The following is a 16,417-nucleotide window of genomic DNA, read 5'->3' as shown; positions in this document are numbered from 1 at the left end:
GGTGGTGTTGATAACTCCAATGGTGACGACGACCAGGCACTATTGCAAACGATTTTTCCAAATGGCAAACTGGTGAGCATGGATGAACTCTTGGATCGCACTCTTGATGCTGTTGGGCCACGGCTGAAGCAGCTGCGACAGCGTCGCGACATCACTCTGACAGATCTCTCTGCGGAGACCGGTATCTCGATCAGCACACTGTCCCGACTCGAAGCCGGCCACCGCCGTCCCAACCTCGAGCAGCTGCTGCCCTTGGCGCGAGCGTTCGGAACCACTCTCGATGAACTCGTCGACGCGCCGCCGACCGGAGATCCGCGCGTCAACTTACGCCCGATCCCCACTCGCGACGGCCGAACGATCCTGCCGCTGTCGCGTCGCGCCGGCGGCATCCAGGCCTACAAATTCGTGCTGCCGGCAGGACATGACGGCGAGGAGCCCGTGCTGCGCACCCACGAGGGCTATGACTGGGTCTTCGTCCTCAACGGCAGGCTCCGCCTCGTGCTCGGCGAACACGATCTCATCCTCGAACCCGGTGAAGCCGCCGAGTTCGACACCCGCACCCCACACTGGTTCGGTGCCACGAGTTCAGGACACGTCGAGTTCCTCAGTCTTGTCGGCAAGCAGGGCGAACGAGCCCATGTCCGAGCAGCACCCAAGCGGCACCTCGGCGCAGAATAGTGCCAACTCCCGTTTGACGGTGACCAGTCTGGCCTCAGCCGACGTCCATAAGCGTGGACCGGATGATGAAGCGGTTGCCCGTCGGGGATTCGACGCTGAAGCCGCCTCCTCGGCCGGGGACGACATCAACGGTCAGGTGCGTGTGCTTCCAGTACTCGAATTGTTCGACCGACATCCAGAAGTCGATGCCCGAGGTGGTGGCATCGCCATCTGCACCGGCAGCGTCGGGCACTGGCACCTCGAAGTGGCCGAGCAGGACGTCGGCATCCGAGGTGAGGAAGTCGCCCTCCGGGAAGCACATCGGCGATGAGCCGTCACAACAGCCTCCGGACTGGTGGAACATGAGCTGTCCGTGTTTGACGATCAGCGGCCCCAGGAGGTCGATGGTGGCCTGGGTCATCGCGACCCGTGACTTCTCCTCTCCGTCGATGGTCGGAGTCGATTCGAGGACTGTTGTTTCGGCTGTCTCATTCATCAGAAGAATCCTTGTGCGTTCTCCGAGTAGCTGACCAGCAGGTTCTTGGTCTGCTGGTAGTGGTCGAGCATCATCAGATGGTTCTCTCGACCGATACCGGATGATTTGTACCCACCGAACGCTGCGTGCGCCGGATAGGCATGGTAATTGTTCACCCAGACGCGGCCCGCCTGGATGTCGCGGCCTGCCCGGTAGGCAGTGTTGCCGGTGCGGGCCCAGACGCCTGCGCCCAGACCGTAGAGGGTGTCGTTGGCGGTGGTGATGGCGTCGTCGTAGTCCTTGAACGAGGTCAGGGCGACGACAGGTCCGAAGATCTCCTCCTGGAAGATCCGCATGTTGTTCGTGCCTTTGAAGATGGTCGGCTGGACATAGAAGCCTCCGGCCAGGTCGCCGTCGAGTTCGGCTTTGTCGCCCCCGATGAGCACTTCGGCGCCCTCATCCTTGCCGATCTGCAGGTAGGACATGATCTTCTCGTACTGATCGTTCGAGGCCTGTGCCCCGACCTGGGTGTCGGTGTCGAGCGGGTTGCCCTGCTTGATCGCACGGACGCGCTCGACGCCGGCGGCCACGAAGTCGTCGAAGATCGACTCCTGGACGAGTGCACGTGACGGGCAGGTGCAGACCTCGCCCTGGTTGAGCGCGAACATTGCGAAGCCCTCGAGAGCCTTGTCCCGGTAGCTGTCGTCGGCGGCCATGACGTCGTCGAAGAAGATGTTCGGCGATTTGCCGCCGAGTTCCAGTGTCACCGGGATGATGTTCTGCGAGGCGTACTGCATGATGAGGCGACCGGTCGTCGTCTCACCGGTGAACGCGATCTTCTTGATCCGCTTGTTCGAGGCCAAGGGCTTGCCTGCCTCGACGCCGAAGCCGTTGACGATGTTGAGGACTCCTGGTGGCAGCAGATCGCCGACGAGCTCAGCCAGGATGAGGATTGATGCGGGGGTCTGCTCGGCCGGCTTGAGGACGACGCAGTTACCGGCGGCCAGTGCAGGTGCCAGCTTCCATGTGGCCATGAGAAGAGGGAAGTTCCACGGGATGATCTGTCCAACGACGCCGAGCGGCTCATGGAAGTGGTAGGCGACCGTATCGTCGTCGATCTGAGAGAGACCGCCCTCCTGAGCCCGGATGGCCGAGGCGAAGTAGCGGAAGTGATCGATGGCCAGCGGGATGTCGGCTGCCAGTGGCTCGCGGATACCCTTGCCGTTGTCCCAGGTCTCGGCGACCGCGATCATCTCGAGGTTCGCCTCCATACGATCGGCGATCTTGAGGAGGATGTTCGATCGTTCCGTGACCGAGGTTTTGCCCCAGGCAGGTGCCGCGGCCCACGCTGCGTCGAGTGCGGTTTCGATGTCTTCGGCCGTGGAACTGGGGATCTCAGTGAAGACCTGCCCGGTCACGGGTGTGATGTTCTCGAAGTAGTTGCCGTTCTTCGGCGGCACCCACTCTCCTCCGATGTAGTTCTCGTAGCGCGGTTTGAACGTGACGAGCGAACCTTCGGTACCAGGTGCTGAGTAGACTGCCATGACACTCCTTCGTGTGAGTCCATCCACTCGAAATCGTCTGTCATCTCCGGTGCTCTGACCGGTGCCGACCGAGTGGATGAGTAGCGTCCTCTCACCATAGGCCGGACAGTGCGCAGGGACAATAGGCGTCATTGCTTCGTCGTTGAGTTCGCAAGGTTTGGGCGCGCATGTCGGGACTTGTTTTCTCTTCGCCGGGATGATCGCATAGCCCGCGCTAGCCCGCCCTTCGTCGAGTTCTTTCAACCAAAGCCCACAGTGACCGATCGCGACGTCTCGCTCGTCCACCGCTCGCAGCATGACCTGCCCAAAAGCCGGAGAGAATGCAGGCCAGGGCGGCAGAATCATCCACCCTCGGTGATGGGCACTTCCGCTGCCTTCGGGAACAGCAGGTTATAGGTGAGTCCGGCAACGGCGGCACCAGCGAGCGGCGCGAGGAAGAACACCCACACTTGGCCGAGCGCATCCCCACCGGCGAACACCGCAACTCCGAATGAACGCGCCGGGTTGACTGAGGTATTCGATATCGGGATGGCGACGAGGTGGATGAGCGTCAGCGAGAGGCCGATCGCCAACGGGGCCATTCCGACCGGAGCTCTGTCATCGGTTGTCCCGAGGATGACATAGAGGAAGATGGCGGTGAGGATGAACTCGGCGATGAGGACGCTGGCCAAGGAGAATCCGTTCGGGGAGAATTCTCCATACCCGTTTGTGGCCAGACCGTCCTTCGCAAGCGAATAGTCGGGATTGCCTGAAGCGATGAGAAGGACGACTCCACCGGCGACGATGCCGGCGACCATCTGAGTGATCCAATAGGGAACTGCGTCCCTGATCGGGGTCCGGCCCGCGAGCACGCAGCCCAACGTCACTGCGGGATTGAAGTGCCCACCGGAGACATGCCCGACGGCGAAGGCCATCACGACGACGGTGAGACCGAAAGCCAGTGCGACTCCGAGGAATCCGATCCCCATGTTGATTCCGTCATCACCGACGACCTTCGCAGCGAATACAGCAGCACCGCAACCACCGAAGACGAGGACGAATGTGCCGAGGAATTCGGCGAAGATCTTTGAGAGAAGTGTGGGTTTCTGCTGGACAGCCATGAGGGATCATCCTATCTGTGATGCGTATCACATATCAGGTCGTTTCCCATACTACAGTCACGTCTCAGCAAATGAACTCAAGCTGCGCTGTTGTTTCTCCTGAGCAGGACCGACGATCTCATTTCAACGGCATCACCATTGATCAGACAGATTGATCAGACAGGGAGTGCGGTCGTAGTGGGGATTAGGACTCGATGCGGCAGACGGACACCCGGTCCTGCTGTGTCACCGGCACTTGGTACGCTCGAAACCATGAGCGACACTGACAGCCCCGTCGCGCGGCTGGTTCCCTATCTGTTGGCGATCACGGTCACTGTGTTCGCCACCCTGGCCGTGATCGGCCGTGACGGCAACCTGCTGCTGACCCTGGTCATCGCCGTCGTCGCCTACTTCGGGACGTATTTCCTGTCCCAGCTCGTCATCCGGCTTTTCATGCGCCGAGGCCGCGGAGACGACCCGCACTAGAACTGCGCCGCGGCAGCCCCTACTTCTTCGCCTGCGCAGGCACGACGACTTTGCGGATGATGATGAGACCCGAGGCGGCCACGGGAACTGCGACGACTGCACCGAGGACTCCGCCCAAAGTGCCCCCGGCGATGGCCGCGATGATGACGAGAGCACCAGGCACATCCACGGCCGCCTTCATGATGCGCGGGCTGAGCAGGTACGCCTCGACCTGCATGTACACGAGATAGTAGATGCCGGCTGCGATGCCCAGCCCCGGCGAGACCATGAGGCACGACGCCGTGATGATGACCGCGCCAGTGATCGGACCGACGAGCGGAATCAGCGAAGCGAGGAACGCGACGAACGCGAGCAGCGCCGGCAACGGGGCGCCGATGATCGTCAGGAAGATCGCCGAGCACACACCATTGACGATGCCCAACGACACCTGCCCCAGAACGTAGCGTCCGATGGAACGAGTGACCTCCTCGGTGACGGATTCGACCGTCGGCCGGGAGCTGGCAGCAACGAGGGAGAACATCGCGGATTTGATCGTCGGCATCGTCACTGCGAAGTAGATCGTGAGGATGACGACGATGATGACACCCGTGACGAAGCTGAGGATGCCCGCCCCGATGGACACGACGCCGCCGCCCAGGGACAGCACGTTCTTCGGATCCGAGACCCAATCGCCGAGGCTCGCAAAGATCGCATCGAGGTCGACGGCACCGGTGAATCTCTGCTCGAGGTCGGTCACCCACCCCGTCGACGAAATGTTCGCGACGATGCCCGGCAGATCCCCGATGAACTGCTGGATCTGGCTGATCACGGCCGGGGCGATGAGCAGCACGGCACCCGCAACGACGATGACGAACGCGAGAACGACGAGGACGACTGCGACAGACCGTGCCAGCTTGCGTTCGACGAGCCACAGGATGATCGGCTCGAGCCCGAGCGCGAGGAACAGGGCCAGACCGATGTAGATGATGACCGTCGCCACCGACTGCAGGGCCATCATCAGTCCGATCGCCAACCCAACGCCGAGGGTGCCGGTGAACCCGACCCGGAACGCGCTGTTGAGTGTGAGGGTCTTCCCCTGCCCTTTGCCCATGAACCCCAGTGTAGCCAGCGACCATGCAGCGCAAGGGCCGCACACGTTAGGATCGATGGCAGACCTGACACAATCCCCTAAGCAGTGAAGAAAGCGGTACGTCGACGATGAGCTCCGATCCGAACAGCATCGATGTCTGGGACGTCTTCCTCGACCCGCAGGGCGAGTTCTCACTTCCCGACTTCTCCGCCGTCACCCCGGCATCGCTGATCGCTGCGGCCCGCTCAGCCACGGACTTTGCCCGTGCCGAGGTCGAAGACATCATCAACGACGAGAATGAGCCGACCTTCGTCTCCACGACCGTGAGATTCGAATCCGCCTCCATCCCGATGACCCGGATCTCCTCCGTGGTCAGCGCCGTCGAATCGAATCATCTGCGTCCAGAACTCACTGATGCCGTCGCCGAGGTATGGGCCCGGCTGTCCGCGTCCCGGACCGCTATCCTGCTCAACGTCGATCTCTTCCACCGCATCGAACAGGTCCCGGTCACCGACCTCAACCCCGAGGACAAACGCCAGCAGGAGCTGACGATCGAAATGTTCGTCCGTGCAGGAGCCCGCCTCGGCGAGGATGAGCGCGATCAGATGACCACGATCGTGGCCGAACTCACGAACCTCGAGTCTTCCTTCTCCCGCGCCCTGGCGGAGGATACGCGCGAACTCGCGGTCCACCTCGGCGAGGCGGGGGAACTGGCCGGGCTCAGCGAGGACCACGTCGCCGCTGCCGCACAGCGGGCGAGCGAACGCGGAGTCGACGGCTACCTGCTGCCGCTGAACAATTTCACGCAGCAGCTCGTGCTCGGCTCACTCGAATCGAAGTCGACTCGTGCTGTGGTGCTGCACAACTCGATGTCCCGCGGTGCTCTGGGCGGTGCGGGCGACACCCGCACCCAGGTCGCCGACACCACAGCCCTGCGCGCGCTGCAGGCGAAGCTTCTGGGATACCCGTCGTTCTCCTCGTTCGCGATCGACAATCAGACCGCAGGTGGACCAGATGCGGCCGCGGACATCGTCTCCTCCCTCATCTCTCCTGCCAACGCACAGCTGGCCGCCGAACTCGCGGCCGTCCAGGAACGCTACGGGATCGACGATGTCGCAGCCGAAGATGTGAAGTACTACCTCGCGAAGTACCGCCACGACGAATTCGGCATCGATGCCGATGAGGTCGCCAAGTACTTCGAATTCGACACTGTCCTGAACGAGGGCGTCTTCCGCGCTGCGACCGGGCTCTACGGGATCACGTTCGCCCCGCGCACGGACATCGCCGGCTGGCACGAGGACGTCCGCGCCGTTGAGGTCACCGACGCGAACGAACGCACCCTGGGACTCATCCTCATCGACCCCTACTCGCGTGACACGAAACGCGGCGGGGCGTGGATGGACCAGCTCGTGTCCAGCTCACGACTGACCGGGCACCTGCCCGTCGTCACTCTCTCACTCAACCTCGCCAAGCCAGGAGAGGGCAGGCCGACGCTGCTGAGCCCCACCGAGCTCAAGACCTTCTTCCACGAGTTCGGCCACGTCCTCCACGGACTCTTCGCGAACTCGACCTACCCCTCGAGCGCGGGCACCGCCGTTCCCCGCGACTACGTCGAGTTCCCCTCCCAGCTCAACGAGATGTGGCGTTTCCACCCACAGGTCCTCCCCCACTTCGCCCTACACGTCGAGACCGGCGAGCCGATGCCGGAGTCGCTTATCTCTGCCCTCATCGCCAGCGAGAAATTCGGTCAGGGCTTCGACACGATCGAATACTTGGCTGCTGCAATGCTCGATCTGTCGTGGCATTCGCTCGAGGCCGGTGAGCACATCACCGACGTCCTGTCCTTCGAATCCGAGGTTCTGGCCGCATCCGGATTCTCCGGACTCGTACCACCGCGCTATCGCACCACGTACTTCGGCCACATCTTCGCCTCCGGCTACGCCTCGGGCTACTACTCCTACATCTACTCCGAGGTCATCGCGGCCTGGGTCACCGAGTGGTTCGAGGACCAAGGCGGACTCAACCGCGAGGCCGGCGATGCCTTCCGCGAGGCCATCCTCGCCCCTGGCTACTCGGTCGACCCGATGACCGCGATCGAGAAGTTCTTCGGAACCCGGCCCGATGTCGCGCCGCTGCTGCGCCGCCGTGGGCTGGCCGAGCCGGTTGAGGCTGACGAGACTGCTGCTGTTCCCGAAACGGACGAGACGCCCGAGTCCGCCGAGGCGGGGGCCGGCTCGGCCGCGACCGAGCCCGAATCAGTGGTTGAGTCCTCGTCCGACTCCGCTGCCGGGACGACGGCTGAAGGTGACTCACAGCTGCACCGGAACAACGCTGCGGTCGCTCATGTGCTGCAGTCCAAGGGAATCGAACCGCAGATCCGGCTCTTCGACGATGCGGCTCCGACGGCAGCCTCGGCGGCGAAGAAGGTCGGCGTCGAAGTCGGCGCGATCGCGAACAGTCTGATCTTCTCCGCCGGAGGTGACCCGGTGCTCATCATGACCTCGGGACGTCACCGTGTCGACACGGACTTCGTTGCCCGGGCGATCGGCGTCGATTCGCTTGACCGCGCCGACAAAGATCTCGTCCGCGCCTCGACGGGACAGGTCATCGGCGGAGTCGCACCCTGCGGCCACCCGCAGCCGATTCCCACGTACGTCGACGCGGCGCTGAAGGACTATCCTGTTCTCTGGGCTGCCGCCGGTACACCGAATTCGGTGATACCGCTGACGTACGAGCAGCTGCTGGCAGTCACCGGAGGGAAGGAAATCACCGTTGTCGCAGAAGGATCCGAAGGCTGACGACTCGGGGGCGCTGAGTTCGGAGAGCTCGGGGGCCCATAGCGCCGAGCCCGCAATGGGCCGGTTCGCGGCCTTCGCCTCATCGCGCGGGCGCTACTACGCGGTGATCCTCGCCGTGTTCTCGGCGGTCCTCATCATCTCCAACATCTCCGCGACGAAGGTCATCGGCTTCGGTCCCATCGTCACCGACGGCGGCGCATTTCTCTTCCCCATCGCCTACATCCTCGGCGATGTGATCAGCGAAGTCTACGGCTTCAAGGCCGCCCGCAAGGCCGTCATCACCGGCTTCGGACTCCAGATTCTGGCGACCCTCGTGTTCTGGCTCGTGCTCATCTCACCGCCAGGTCCCGGCTATGAGAACCAGGACGCGTTCGCCGCCGTCCTCGGGTTCTACCCACGCATCGTGGCAGCATCCCTGGCCGGTTATTTCTTCGGGCAGCTGCTCAACTCATACGTGCTCGTGGCCGTGAAGAAGCGCATGGGCGAGCAGAAGCTGTGGGTCCGTCTGCTGACTTCGACAGGCGTCGGCGAATTCGTCGACACACTGCTGTTCTGCATCATCGCCTTCGCCGGCGTCATCCCGGGCCTCGACTTCATCAACTACATCATCTTCGGCTTCGTCTACAAGGTCGCCGTCGAAGTCATCCTCATGCCCGTCACCTACCGGGTGATCAAGCTGGTGAAGAAGCACGAACCCAGCTACGAGCTGCCCGGAGCCTAGCTGCGCGTCTTCGCGTAGTAGCGGCCCAGCACCTCAGTCTCGAGTTCGGCGAAGCGACCCTGTTCCATGGCTCGGCGAATCTCGGCGACGAGGTTGACGACGAAGTACTCGTTGTGGATCGTGCACAAGGTGGAGAACAGCATCTCCTTCGCCTTGTACAGGTGACGCAGGTAGGCCCGTGAATAGTTCTCACAGGTGTAGCACTTGCAGTCCGGATCGAGAGGTCCGAAGTCTCGCCGGTACTTCGCTCCGGTGAGGTTGTAGCGGCCGTCGCGCGTGTAGATAGCCGCATTGCGGGCCACCCGTGAGGGTGAGACGCAGTCGAAGGTGTCGGCACCGGTCTTGATCGCTTCGAACAGGTCATCGGGTTCTGAGATGCCCAGCAGGTGCCGGGGCTTGTTCTCCGGCAGTTCCTCGCACACCCAGCGGATGATCGTGCCGAGGTTCTCCTTCTCCAGCGCACCGCCGATGCCGAAGCCGTCGAAGTCCATCGCCCCCAGGTCCTGGGCGGCCTTGCGGCGCAGGTCCTCGTACTGTGCACCCTGGAGCACACCGAAGAGTGCCTGGTAGGGCCGGTGCGTGCGTGCTGCGGTGAGCCGCTTGTGCTCCTCGATGCAGCGCAGCGCCCACAGCCGGGTGCGCTCGAGTGAGGTCTCCTGGTAGCCGCGGGTGTTGATCAGGGTCGTGAGCTCGTCGAAGGCGAACATGATGTCCGCGCCCAGTTCGTGCTGGACACCCATGGAGATCTCAGGTGTGAAGCGGTGCATCGACCCGTCGAGGTGCGATTTGAAGGTCACGCCGTCGTCGTCGACGTTCGAGAGCCTCTCCTTGCCCACCGCCACGAGGTCGTCATTCTGCTCCCCGGTCGATTCCATCGAGATGACCTTCTTGAAACCGGCGCCGAGACTCATCACCTGGAATCCGCCCGAGTCCGTGAATGTCGGGCCAGGCCAGTTCATGAACTTGCCGAGTCCGCCGGCCTCATCAATAAGGTCGGACCCTGGCTGCAGGTAGAGGTGGTAGGCGTTGGCGAGCACGGCCTGACCGCCGAGCTCGGCCACCTCGTCGGGACGCACGGCCTTGACCGTGGCCTTCGTGCCGACCGGGATGAACGCCGGTGTCGCGATGTCGCCGTGCGGGGTGTGGATGACGCCGGTGCGCCCACCCTCGTCGAGGCGAGTGCCCACGTCGAAGCCGAACCGGGATCGATCGTTGATGGCCGGAGCGTCTGTGGCGGCTGAGGGCACTGTCTCAGATGGTGCGAAGGATTCGTTTGGGGTCACCGAACAAGTTTAACTGGGACCATGCCCACGACCTTCATCCAGATCCTCGAGACAGCAAGCACCACCGGCGAGCCCATCATCATCGACGGGGGCCTGGGCACTGCCCTCGAGTCCCGCGGCATCGATCTCAGCCACGAGCTGTGGTCGGCGGCCCTGCTCCGAGATGCACCGGAGACCCTCGCCGAGGTGCACGCCGACTTCATCCGCGCCGGTGCCCGGATCGTCACGACCGCCAGTTACCAGGCAACACCGTTGGGCTTCGAAAGGGCATCGATTCCGGCCGAGGAGGGCCGTCGTCTCGTGGAGCGCAGCGTCGTGATCGCCAGGCGGGCCGCCGATTCCGCGAATGGCCGGGTTCTCATCGCCGGGTCCGTCGGACCCTATGGCGCAGCCCTGGGCGACGGCGCCGAATACACCGGCGACTACCATCTCAGCGACGCCGAGTTCGCGGACTTCCACCGCCCCCGCATCGAGGCCCTGGTCAGTGCCGGCGCGGATCTGCTCGCCATCGAGACCCAGCCACGTCTGCCAGAGGTCAGAGTGCTCGCGGCCCTCGCCGATGAGTACGGGATCCCCGCGTGGCTGAGCGTGACACTGGCCGACGGCGGACACATGGCCGACGGCACCCCGTTGACCGACCTCGCCGAGGCGGTCGCCGGGTCAGCGATGATTCGTGCCCTCGGCGTCAACTGCGTCCGACCCTCGCTCGTCCTTCCGGCCTTGGATGCTCTGGCGAGTACCACGGATCGTCCGCTCATCGCCTACCCGAATTCGGGTGAGGTCTACGATGCGGCGACGATGGACTGGCATGAGGGCGCGTCCTTCGACACGAGTCCGGCGGCCTTGGCACCGTGGGTGACCGCGGGCGCCCGCCTCATCGGCGGCTGCTGCCGGACCACACCGGCCGACATCGACGGCCTGGCTCGCGCCCTGCTGCGGATCTGAGCAGCTCAGTCCGTGAGGTACTCGGCGTAGTACTTCTCGGCCACATTCGGGTGCGAGCGCAGACGCGACATGAACGCGTTCTGCCCATAGACCGAATGAAGCGCATCGAGTTCGTCGACGGAGACTCCGCGCGCCTGGGCAGCTAGCTCCGGCGGCAGGTCGACAGCGGGCAGCTGACTGCGCAGCGCCGGGTTGAAGAAGAACGGGATCGAGATCCGGTCCTCCCCCGGCTTCGTCGGCAGGACCCGGTGGACCGTGGCTTTGAGGTAGCCGTTCGTCGCAACCTCGAGCAGTTTGCCGATGTTGACGACAAAGGCGTTCTCAATCGGATCCGCATCGATGAAGCCATCCTCAGTCAGCACCTGCAGCCCCGTGGTTCCCGGCTGAGGATAGAGCAAGGTGAGGGTCCCACCGTCGCGGTGCTCTCCGACGCCCTGAGTCACATCGTCGCTCTCGGCCGAGGGGTAGCGGACGATCTTGATGAACGACTCCGGATCGCGGTCGAACGCTGATGCGAAGTGATCGGCGGGCTGGCCCAGACTCAGCGCCCACTGCTCGAGGAGTCTGTTGCCCAGTTCGGTCAGCTGGGCATGCCACTCATCTGTGGCTGCCTTGAGCTCAGGCAGTGACTCCGGGTACTGGTTCGGACCGGTGAGATTGTCGAAGTCGAATTCCGGCTCGGCCACGGGTTCGCGTTCGGGACCGATGTCGATCTGCTCGCGCCAGTCGACCTGACCACGCGTGCGCTCGCCGCCGGTGCGAGTGTAGCCGCGGAAGTGCGGTGAGTTGATGTTCTCGATTGCGAGCTTCTCCTCCTCGGGCAGGGAGAAGAACGTCTGCGCAACATCGATGATGCGGGAGAACTCGGCAGCGGGTATGCCGTGCCCGACGAGATAGAAGAAACCGATCTCGTGCGTGATCCGGCGCAGGTCTGCCCGGAACCCCTCGGCGGTGGCGGGGTCATCGGCGAGACTGAGGTCGAGGATGGGGAGTCGACTGAGCGTCATTGCAGGAGTCCTTTCGTGGGTGCTCAGCACATTACGCCGAGCCGCCACGAGGACATTGCCGGAAAGTCATCGAGCGCAACGAAACGTCACACGCCTGCTTTCAGCCGAACATCTTCCCCGGATTGAGGATACCCAGCGGATCGAGGGCGTCCTTGATCTGCGTATGCATCAGTCGTGCTCCGGCGTCGAGCTCATGTCCGAGCCACTCCCGTTTGAGGAACCCGACTCCATGCTCACCGGTGATCGTGCCACCCAGATCGAGGCCCAGCTGCATGATCGCGGCGAACGCCTCCTGTGCCTGTGCCACCTGTGCCTCATCACCGGCGTCGAAGACGACGGAGGGATGCATGTTCCCATCACCGGCGTGACCGGCTGTGGCGACCTCAACATCGAATTGAGCATCGATGAGGCGCAGCTTCTCGAAGAACTCGCCCAGAGCCGAACGCGGCACGCAGACATCGTCGATGAGCTCTCCCCCACCACGCGTGTGCGCATACTTCTCCATCGCCGGCCCGACCGCACGACGGGCAGCGACGAGCATCTCGGAATCCGCCGGGTCATCGGAGACGAAGACCTCACTGCTGCCGTTGGCTTCGGCGACTCGTTGGAAGGCTTCAAGCTCCTCAACTGCTCCGCCACCCGTGGCATTCGACTGCACGATCAGCAAGGCACCGACATCGTCGGGCAGACCGAAGTCGCCGTAGTCGTTGACCATCTTCACTGTAGGTCCGTCGAGGAGTTCAAGCAGCGAGGGGCTGGCACCGGATCCCATGTACTCGGTGACCGTGCGACCGGCGGACGCAGTGTCGGGGAAGATTCCGACGGCGGTGATCGGCGGGGCCAGTGCCGGTTTGAGGGCCAGAGTCACCTCGACGATGGTGCCCAAGGTTCCTTCTGAGCCGACGAGGAGCGCCGGCAGGTCCAGGCCCGCGACGCCCTTGGCCGTCTGCCGACCCAGCTTCGTCACAGTGCCGTCGGCGAGCACCACGGTCATGGCGCGGACGTAGTCCTTCGTCACCCCGTACTTCACGCAGCACATGCCGCCCGCATTGGTCGCGACATTGCCGCCGATCGTCGAGATCGCCACCGACCCGGGGTCGGGAGGATACGACAGTCCGTACTCGGCCAGCGCCGTTTTGAGGTCCTGGTTGATGACTCCGGGCTGGACCCGGCACGTCTGGTTGACCGGGTCGATGGCCACGATCTCGTTCATTCCCGCGACGTTGAGCAGGAGAGAATCATCGATGGCATTGGCAGCGCCGGAGAGTCCGGTCCGTGCACCCTGGGTGACGACGGGGATCCGGTGTTCGGTGGCAAAGCGCATGACGGCCACGACGTCGTCGACCGACCGCGCCCGAATCAGGCCGAGCGCCCGACCCGCGGGACAGAAGAGCGCCTTGTCGGAGGCATAGCTGTCGATGACATCACGATCGGTGACCAGAGCACCAGGGCTCAGCTGAGATGCCAGCGTCGCGAGATCGTCGACCCTGGAGCTGACCTGCAAGGTTCCCTCACTCATGAGCGAGCGGCCTGCGCGAATTCCGCGGCGACCTTGCGCACTCGATCGAGGGCCTCATCAGGACCGATGCTCACGCGCACTCCGCCGGAGAGTCGGCGGATCGCGACGGCCTGTGCGGCGCAGGCTCCTTCGAACTCGACGGCCGCCTCGGGGCCCAGTGCGATCCACACGTAGTTGGCCTGAGTGTCAGGGACGGTGAAGCCGAGGTCGCGCAGGTCCTGTGCGAACTGGTCGCGGGTCGCAGCGACCTCCTTCGCGCGCACCATCACCTCATCGCCGCGGGCAAGAGATTCGAGGGCTGCGGCCTGGGCGCCTGCGGAGACGCTGAACGGGGCGATGACCTGGCGCAGGGCAGAGGCGATCTCTGCATCGGCGATGCCGAAGCCCACGCGCAGTCCCGCGAGCCCGTGCGCCTTCGAGAAGGTGCGGGCAATGACGAGATTCGGGTACTCGGCGAACGCGGCCACCCCGTCGACCACCTCGGCGGCGGTGGCGAACTCCCAGTACGCCTCGTCGAGGACGACGATGACGTTCTCCGGAACCTCGGCCATGAAACCGTCGAGCTCGTCGGTGGTGATCGAGGGTCCGGTCGGGTTGTTCGGCGAGCAGAGGAGGACGAGCCGGGTCGTGTCATCGATCGCGGCGGCAAGGCCGGCGAAGTCGTGCCGACCGTCGGACAGAAGGTCGACGGGCCGTTTCTCGGCACCCCGCGCCGAGGCGAGGATCGGGTACATCTCGAACGACGGCCACGGGTAGACCACGGAGGTGCCCGCTTCGAGCGTGATGTTCGTCAGCGCGGACAGGACCTCGGAGGCACCGGCGCCGGGGACCACCTCGGCGGGATCGACGTCGAAGTGGGCAGCGATGGCCTTTACGAGCTTCGCGGAGGTCGGATCGGGGTAGTTCGCGGGCAGCGCCGAGGCGGTCGCGACGGCCTCGGGCACACCGGGCAGCGGTGCCAGGTGGTTCTCATTCGACGACAGCTTGTACGGTGTCAGACCCGGCGCGCTGACCGGCGGTTTGCCCGGTACATAGGGCGGGAACTGGGCGAGGGCATCACGAAGCAGGAATCGGTTCGACATGTGCCCATATTTGCACATCCTGTGTCCAGGGACACACGGCGTCCATAACGAAAAGTCCGATTGGTCGGAAAATGCCGCCACCTCCGGACGGGCATCCCTCGGCGACCGAAGCGACTTCCGCTGGCGGTCGAAGTGCCATCGGCTGTGAGAATGCTCGCATCACCACCCTCGACCCTCGGCCCGGGTTACTGGTTGACCGACGGCGGAGAGTAGTGTTTAAGGCGAATACTTGTAGTCAGTGACGAGGAATGTGAGAGTTCAAATGCCCTCTACGCAGGAAAAGGTCGACGTTGTCTTGATCGGCAGCGGCATCATGAGCGCCACCTTGGGCGCCATGCTGACCGAGCTTCAGCCCGAATGGGACATCCGGGTCTACGAGAAGCTCGACTATGTCGCCAAGGAAAGCTCGGATCCGTGGAACAACGCAGGCACCGGTCACGCTGCCCTGTGCGAGCTCAACTACACCCCCGAGGATGCGAACGGCCACATCGATCTCGCGAAGGCCTCGCAGATCAACGAGCAGTTCCACCACACCCGCCAGTACTGGTCGCACCTCGTCGACAACGGAGTCCTGCCAGACCCGACGTCGTTCATCAACCAGGTCCCTCACATCAGCTACGGCCGAGGTGAGAAGGGCCGCGACTACATCAAGAACCGTCGCGAGCAGATGGTTCGCAATCCTCTGTTCTCCGAGATGGAGTTCACCGACGATCCTGACACCCAGGCCGAGTGGCTGCCCCTGATGTTCGAGGGCCGCGGTCCCGGACAGGTCAACGGCGTCTCGCGGACGAAGATCGGCACCGATGTCGACTTCGGTTCACTCTCACGTCAGCTGCTCAACTACGTCGGCGACAAGGGTGCGAAGATCCGCACAAGCCACCAGGTCACCGACCTCGAACGCTCCTCCGACGGCTGGACTGTCACCGTCAAGGACCTGCTCTCACGCGAGACCCACAAGGTCAGCGCGAAGTTCGTCTTCGTCGGCGCCGGCGGCGGCGCCTTGCCGCTGCTGCAGAAGTCCGGCATTCCTGAGGGCCGCGGCTACGGCGGATTCCCGGTTTCGGGCATCTTCCTGCGGACCTCGAACCCTGAACTCGTCTCCCGCCACCAGGCCAAGGTCTACGGTCAGGCCTCCTTCGGGGCCCCGGCCATGTCCGTGCCTCACCTCGACACCCGTGTCGTCGACGGCAACGAGTACCTGCTGTTCGGCCCCTACGCCGGCTTCTCACCGAAGTTCCTCAAGGGCGGCAAGTTCACCGACCTGCCGTTCTCGGTGCGCGGAAACAACCTGCCCACGATGCTCAACGTCGCCAAGGACAACACGGACCTCGTCACCTACCTGCTCACCGAGCTGGCATCGTCGAAGAAGTCCCGCTTTGAGTCGATGAACGAGTTCATCCCGAACATCGATCCCAGCGACTGGGAGTTCATCCAGGCCGGACAGCGCGTGCAGGTGATGAAGAAGGATCCGAAGAAGGGCGGAGTCCTCGGCTTCGGCACCGAGCTCATCTCCTCGGCCGACGGCTCGATCGCCGCTCTGCTCGGCGCTTCTCCGGGCGCATCGACCGCCGTGGCGATCATGCTCAACCTGCTCAAGACCTGCTTCCCTCGCCAGTACAACGCGTGGGAGCCTGCGATCAAGGACATGGTGCCGTCGCTGGGCCACAGCCTGGCCGACGACGAGACTCTGCTCAAGGAGCTCTCCGAGTACACGGCTCGCACCCTGCAGCTCATCTGACTGCTGCCGGCATG

At 63.8% G+C, this 16,417-nt stretch carries 14 protein-coding genes; 6 read left to right on the top strand and 8 right to left on the bottom strand.

The annotated features are described in order from the left end of the window. The first annotated feature begins 78 nt into the window (after positions 1-78). The gene (locus MPN20_RS05465; RefSeq protein ID WP_242780308.1) at positions 79-678 is read left to right on the top strand and encodes an XRE family transcriptional regulator; all 600 of its coding nucleotides are present in this window, start codon (positions 79-81) and stop codon (positions 676-678) included. Positions 679-712: 34 nt separating this feature from the next. Here the strand turns inward: MPN20_RS05465 and MPN20_RS05460 are convergent, their stop codons facing one another. From MPN20_RS05460 to aqpZ, 3 genes are all read right to left on the bottom strand, one after another. Further along, positions 713-1,153 (bottom strand): DUF779 domain-containing protein, encoded by a 441-nt coding sequence (locus MPN20_RS05460; protein WP_242780307.1) that lies wholly within the window; start codon positions 1,151-1,153, stop codon positions 713-715. Beyond that, positions 1,153-2,676: an aldehyde dehydrogenase family protein gene (locus MPN20_RS05455; protein ID WP_242780305.1), complete on the bottom strand. Its 1,524-nt coding sequence runs from the start codon at positions 2,674-2,676 to the stop codon at positions 1,153-1,155. Before MPN20_RS05455 ends, MPN20_RS05460 begins: the two co-directional genes overlap by 1 nt. Positions 2,677-3,017: 341 nt before the next feature. Then, positions 3,018-3,776 carry an aquaporin Z gene (aqpZ, locus tag MPN20_RS05450; protein ID WP_242780303.1) on the bottom strand — a complete coding sequence of 253 codons (759 nt, stop codon included), beginning with the start codon at positions 3,774-3,776 and terminating at the stop codon, positions 3,018-3,020. Positions 3,777-4,028: 252 nt separating this feature from the next. On the opposite strand from aqpZ, the gene MPN20_RS05445 reads away from it, so the two are divergent. After that, positions 4,029-4,241 (top strand): hypothetical protein, encoded by a 213-nt coding sequence (locus MPN20_RS05445; RefSeq protein WP_242780301.1) that lies wholly within the window; start codon positions 4,029-4,031, stop codon positions 4,239-4,241. A gap of 19 nt (positions 4,242-4,260) precedes the next feature. On the opposite strand, the gene MPN20_RS05440 is transcribed toward MPN20_RS05445, so the two are convergent. Next, positions 4,261-5,331, bottom strand: a complete 1,071-nt coding sequence (locus MPN20_RS05440) for an AI-2E family transporter (RefSeq protein WP_242780299.1) — start codon at positions 5,329-5,331, stop codon at positions 4,261-4,263. A 107-nt stretch (positions 5,332-5,438) separates the two neighbouring features. On the opposite strand from MPN20_RS05440, the gene MPN20_RS05435 reads away from it, so the two are divergent. Together MPN20_RS05435 and MPN20_RS05430 are read left to right on the top strand one after the other, a co-directional pair. Then, positions 5,439-8,108: a M3 family metallopeptidase gene (locus tag MPN20_RS05435; protein ID WP_242780297.1), complete on the top strand. Its 2,670-nt coding sequence runs from the start codon at positions 5,439-5,441 to the stop codon at positions 8,106-8,108. Then, positions 8,083-8,829, top strand: a complete 747-nt coding sequence (locus tag MPN20_RS05430; RefSeq protein ID WP_242780295.1) for a queuosine precursor transporter — start codon at positions 8,083-8,085, stop codon at positions 8,827-8,829. Before MPN20_RS05435 ends, MPN20_RS05430 begins: the two co-directional genes overlap by 26 nt. Here MPN20_RS05430 and tgt read toward each other — a convergent pair. Next, entirely contained in the window at positions 8,826-10,076 is a 1,251-nt protein-coding gene (tgt, locus tag MPN20_RS05425; RefSeq protein ID WP_242780419.1) for a tRNA guanosine(34) transglycosylase Tgt, read from the bottom strand. The genes MPN20_RS05430 and tgt overlap by 4 nt on opposite strands. Before the next feature lie 57 nt (positions 10,077-10,133). On the opposite strand from tgt, the gene mmuM reads away from it, so the two are divergent. Further along, positions 10,134-11,057: a homocysteine S-methyltransferase gene (gene mmuM / locus MPN20_RS05420; RefSeq protein WP_242780293.1), complete on the top strand. Its 924-nt coding sequence runs from the start codon at positions 10,134-10,136 to the stop codon at positions 11,055-11,057. 5 nt (positions 11,058-11,062) lie between these two features. On the opposite strand, the gene MPN20_RS05415 is transcribed toward mmuM, so the two are convergent. The 3 genes from MPN20_RS05415 to MPN20_RS05405 all read right to left on the bottom strand — a co-directional run bounded on the left by MPN20_RS05415 (position 11,063) and on the right by MPN20_RS05405 (position 14,665). Further along, positions 11,063-12,064 (bottom strand): 2-oxoglutarate and iron-dependent oxygenase domain-containing protein, encoded by a 1,002-nt coding sequence (locus tag MPN20_RS05415; RefSeq protein ID WP_242780291.1) that lies wholly within the window; start codon positions 12,062-12,064, stop codon positions 11,063-11,065. A gap of 100 nt (positions 12,065-12,164) precedes the next feature. Beyond that, positions 12,165-13,583, bottom strand: a complete 1,419-nt coding sequence (locus MPN20_RS05410) for an FAD-linked oxidase C-terminal domain-containing protein (protein WP_242780289.1) — start codon at positions 13,581-13,583, stop codon at positions 12,165-12,167. Next, on the bottom strand, positions 13,580-14,665 hold the full coding sequence (locus MPN20_RS05405) for a histidinol-phosphate transaminase (protein WP_242780287.1): 1,086 nt from the start codon (positions 14,663-14,665) through the stop codon (positions 13,580-13,582). Before MPN20_RS05405 ends, MPN20_RS05410 begins: the two co-directional genes overlap by 4 nt. A gap of 262 nt (positions 14,666-14,927) precedes the next feature. Here MPN20_RS05405 and mqo point away from each other — a divergent pair, with 262 nt between their 5' ends. Continuing rightward, the gene (mqo, locus tag MPN20_RS05400) at positions 14,928-16,403 is read left to right on the top strand and encodes a malate dehydrogenase (quinone) (RefSeq protein ID WP_242780285.1); all 1,476 of its coding nucleotides are present in this window, start codon (positions 14,928-14,930) and stop codon (positions 16,401-16,403) included. Positions 16,404-16,417 lie beyond the last annotated feature (14 nt).

The organism is Brevibacterium sp. ZH18 (assembly GCF_022748595.1).
Classification (GTDB): domain Bacteria; phylum Actinomycetota; class Actinomycetes; order Actinomycetales; family Brevibacteriaceae; genus Brevibacterium.
The sequence above is the reverse complement of the archived record's forward strand: the minus strand, read 5'-3'. Positions and strand labels throughout refer to the sequence as shown.

Excerpts from the sequence above, each read along its gene's own strand:
- MPN20_RS05465 (WP_242780308.1), top strand. The coding sequence starts at position 79 with ATGGATGAACTCTTGGATCGCACTCTTGATGCTGTTGGGCCACGGCTG.
- MPN20_RS05460 (WP_242780307.1), bottom strand. The coding sequence starts at position 1,153 with ATGAATGAGACAGCCGAAACAACAGTCCTCGAATCGACTCCGACCATC.
- MPN20_RS05455 (WP_242780305.1), bottom strand. The coding sequence starts at position 2,676 with ATGGCAGTCTACTCAGCACCTGGTACCGAAGGTTCGCTCGTCACGTTC.
- aqpZ (WP_242780303.1), bottom strand. The coding sequence starts at position 3,776 with ATGGCTGTCCAGCAGAAACCCACACTTCTCTCAAAGATCTTCGCCGAA.
- MPN20_RS05445 (WP_242780301.1), top strand. The coding sequence starts at position 4,029 with ATGAGCGACACTGACAGCCCCGTCGCGCGGCTGGTTCCCTATCTGTTG.
- MPN20_RS05440 (WP_242780299.1), bottom strand. The coding sequence starts at position 5,331 with ATGGGCAAAGGGCAGGGGAAGACCCTCACACTCAACAGCGCGTTCCGG.
- MPN20_RS05435 (WP_242780297.1), top strand. The coding sequence starts at position 5,439 with ATGAGCTCCGATCCGAACAGCATCGATGTCTGGGACGTCTTCCTCGAC.
- mmuM (WP_242780293.1), top strand. The coding sequence starts at position 10,134 with ATGCCCACGACCTTCATCCAGATCCTCGAGACAGCAAGCACCACCGGC.
- MPN20_RS05415 (WP_242780291.1), bottom strand. The coding sequence starts at position 12,064 with ATGACGCTCAGTCGACTCCCCATCCTCGACCTCAGTCTCGCCGATGAC.
- MPN20_RS05410 (WP_242780289.1), bottom strand. The coding sequence starts at position 13,583 with ATGAGTGAGGGAACCTTGCAGGTCAGCTCCAGGGTCGACGATCTCGCG.
- MPN20_RS05405 (WP_242780287.1), bottom strand. The coding sequence starts at position 14,665 with ATGTCGAACCGATTCCTGCTTCGTGATGCCCTCGCCCAGTTCCCGCCC.
- mqo (WP_242780285.1), top strand. The coding sequence starts at position 14,928 with ATGCCCTCTACGCAGGAAAAGGTCGACGTTGTCTTGATCGGCAGCGGC.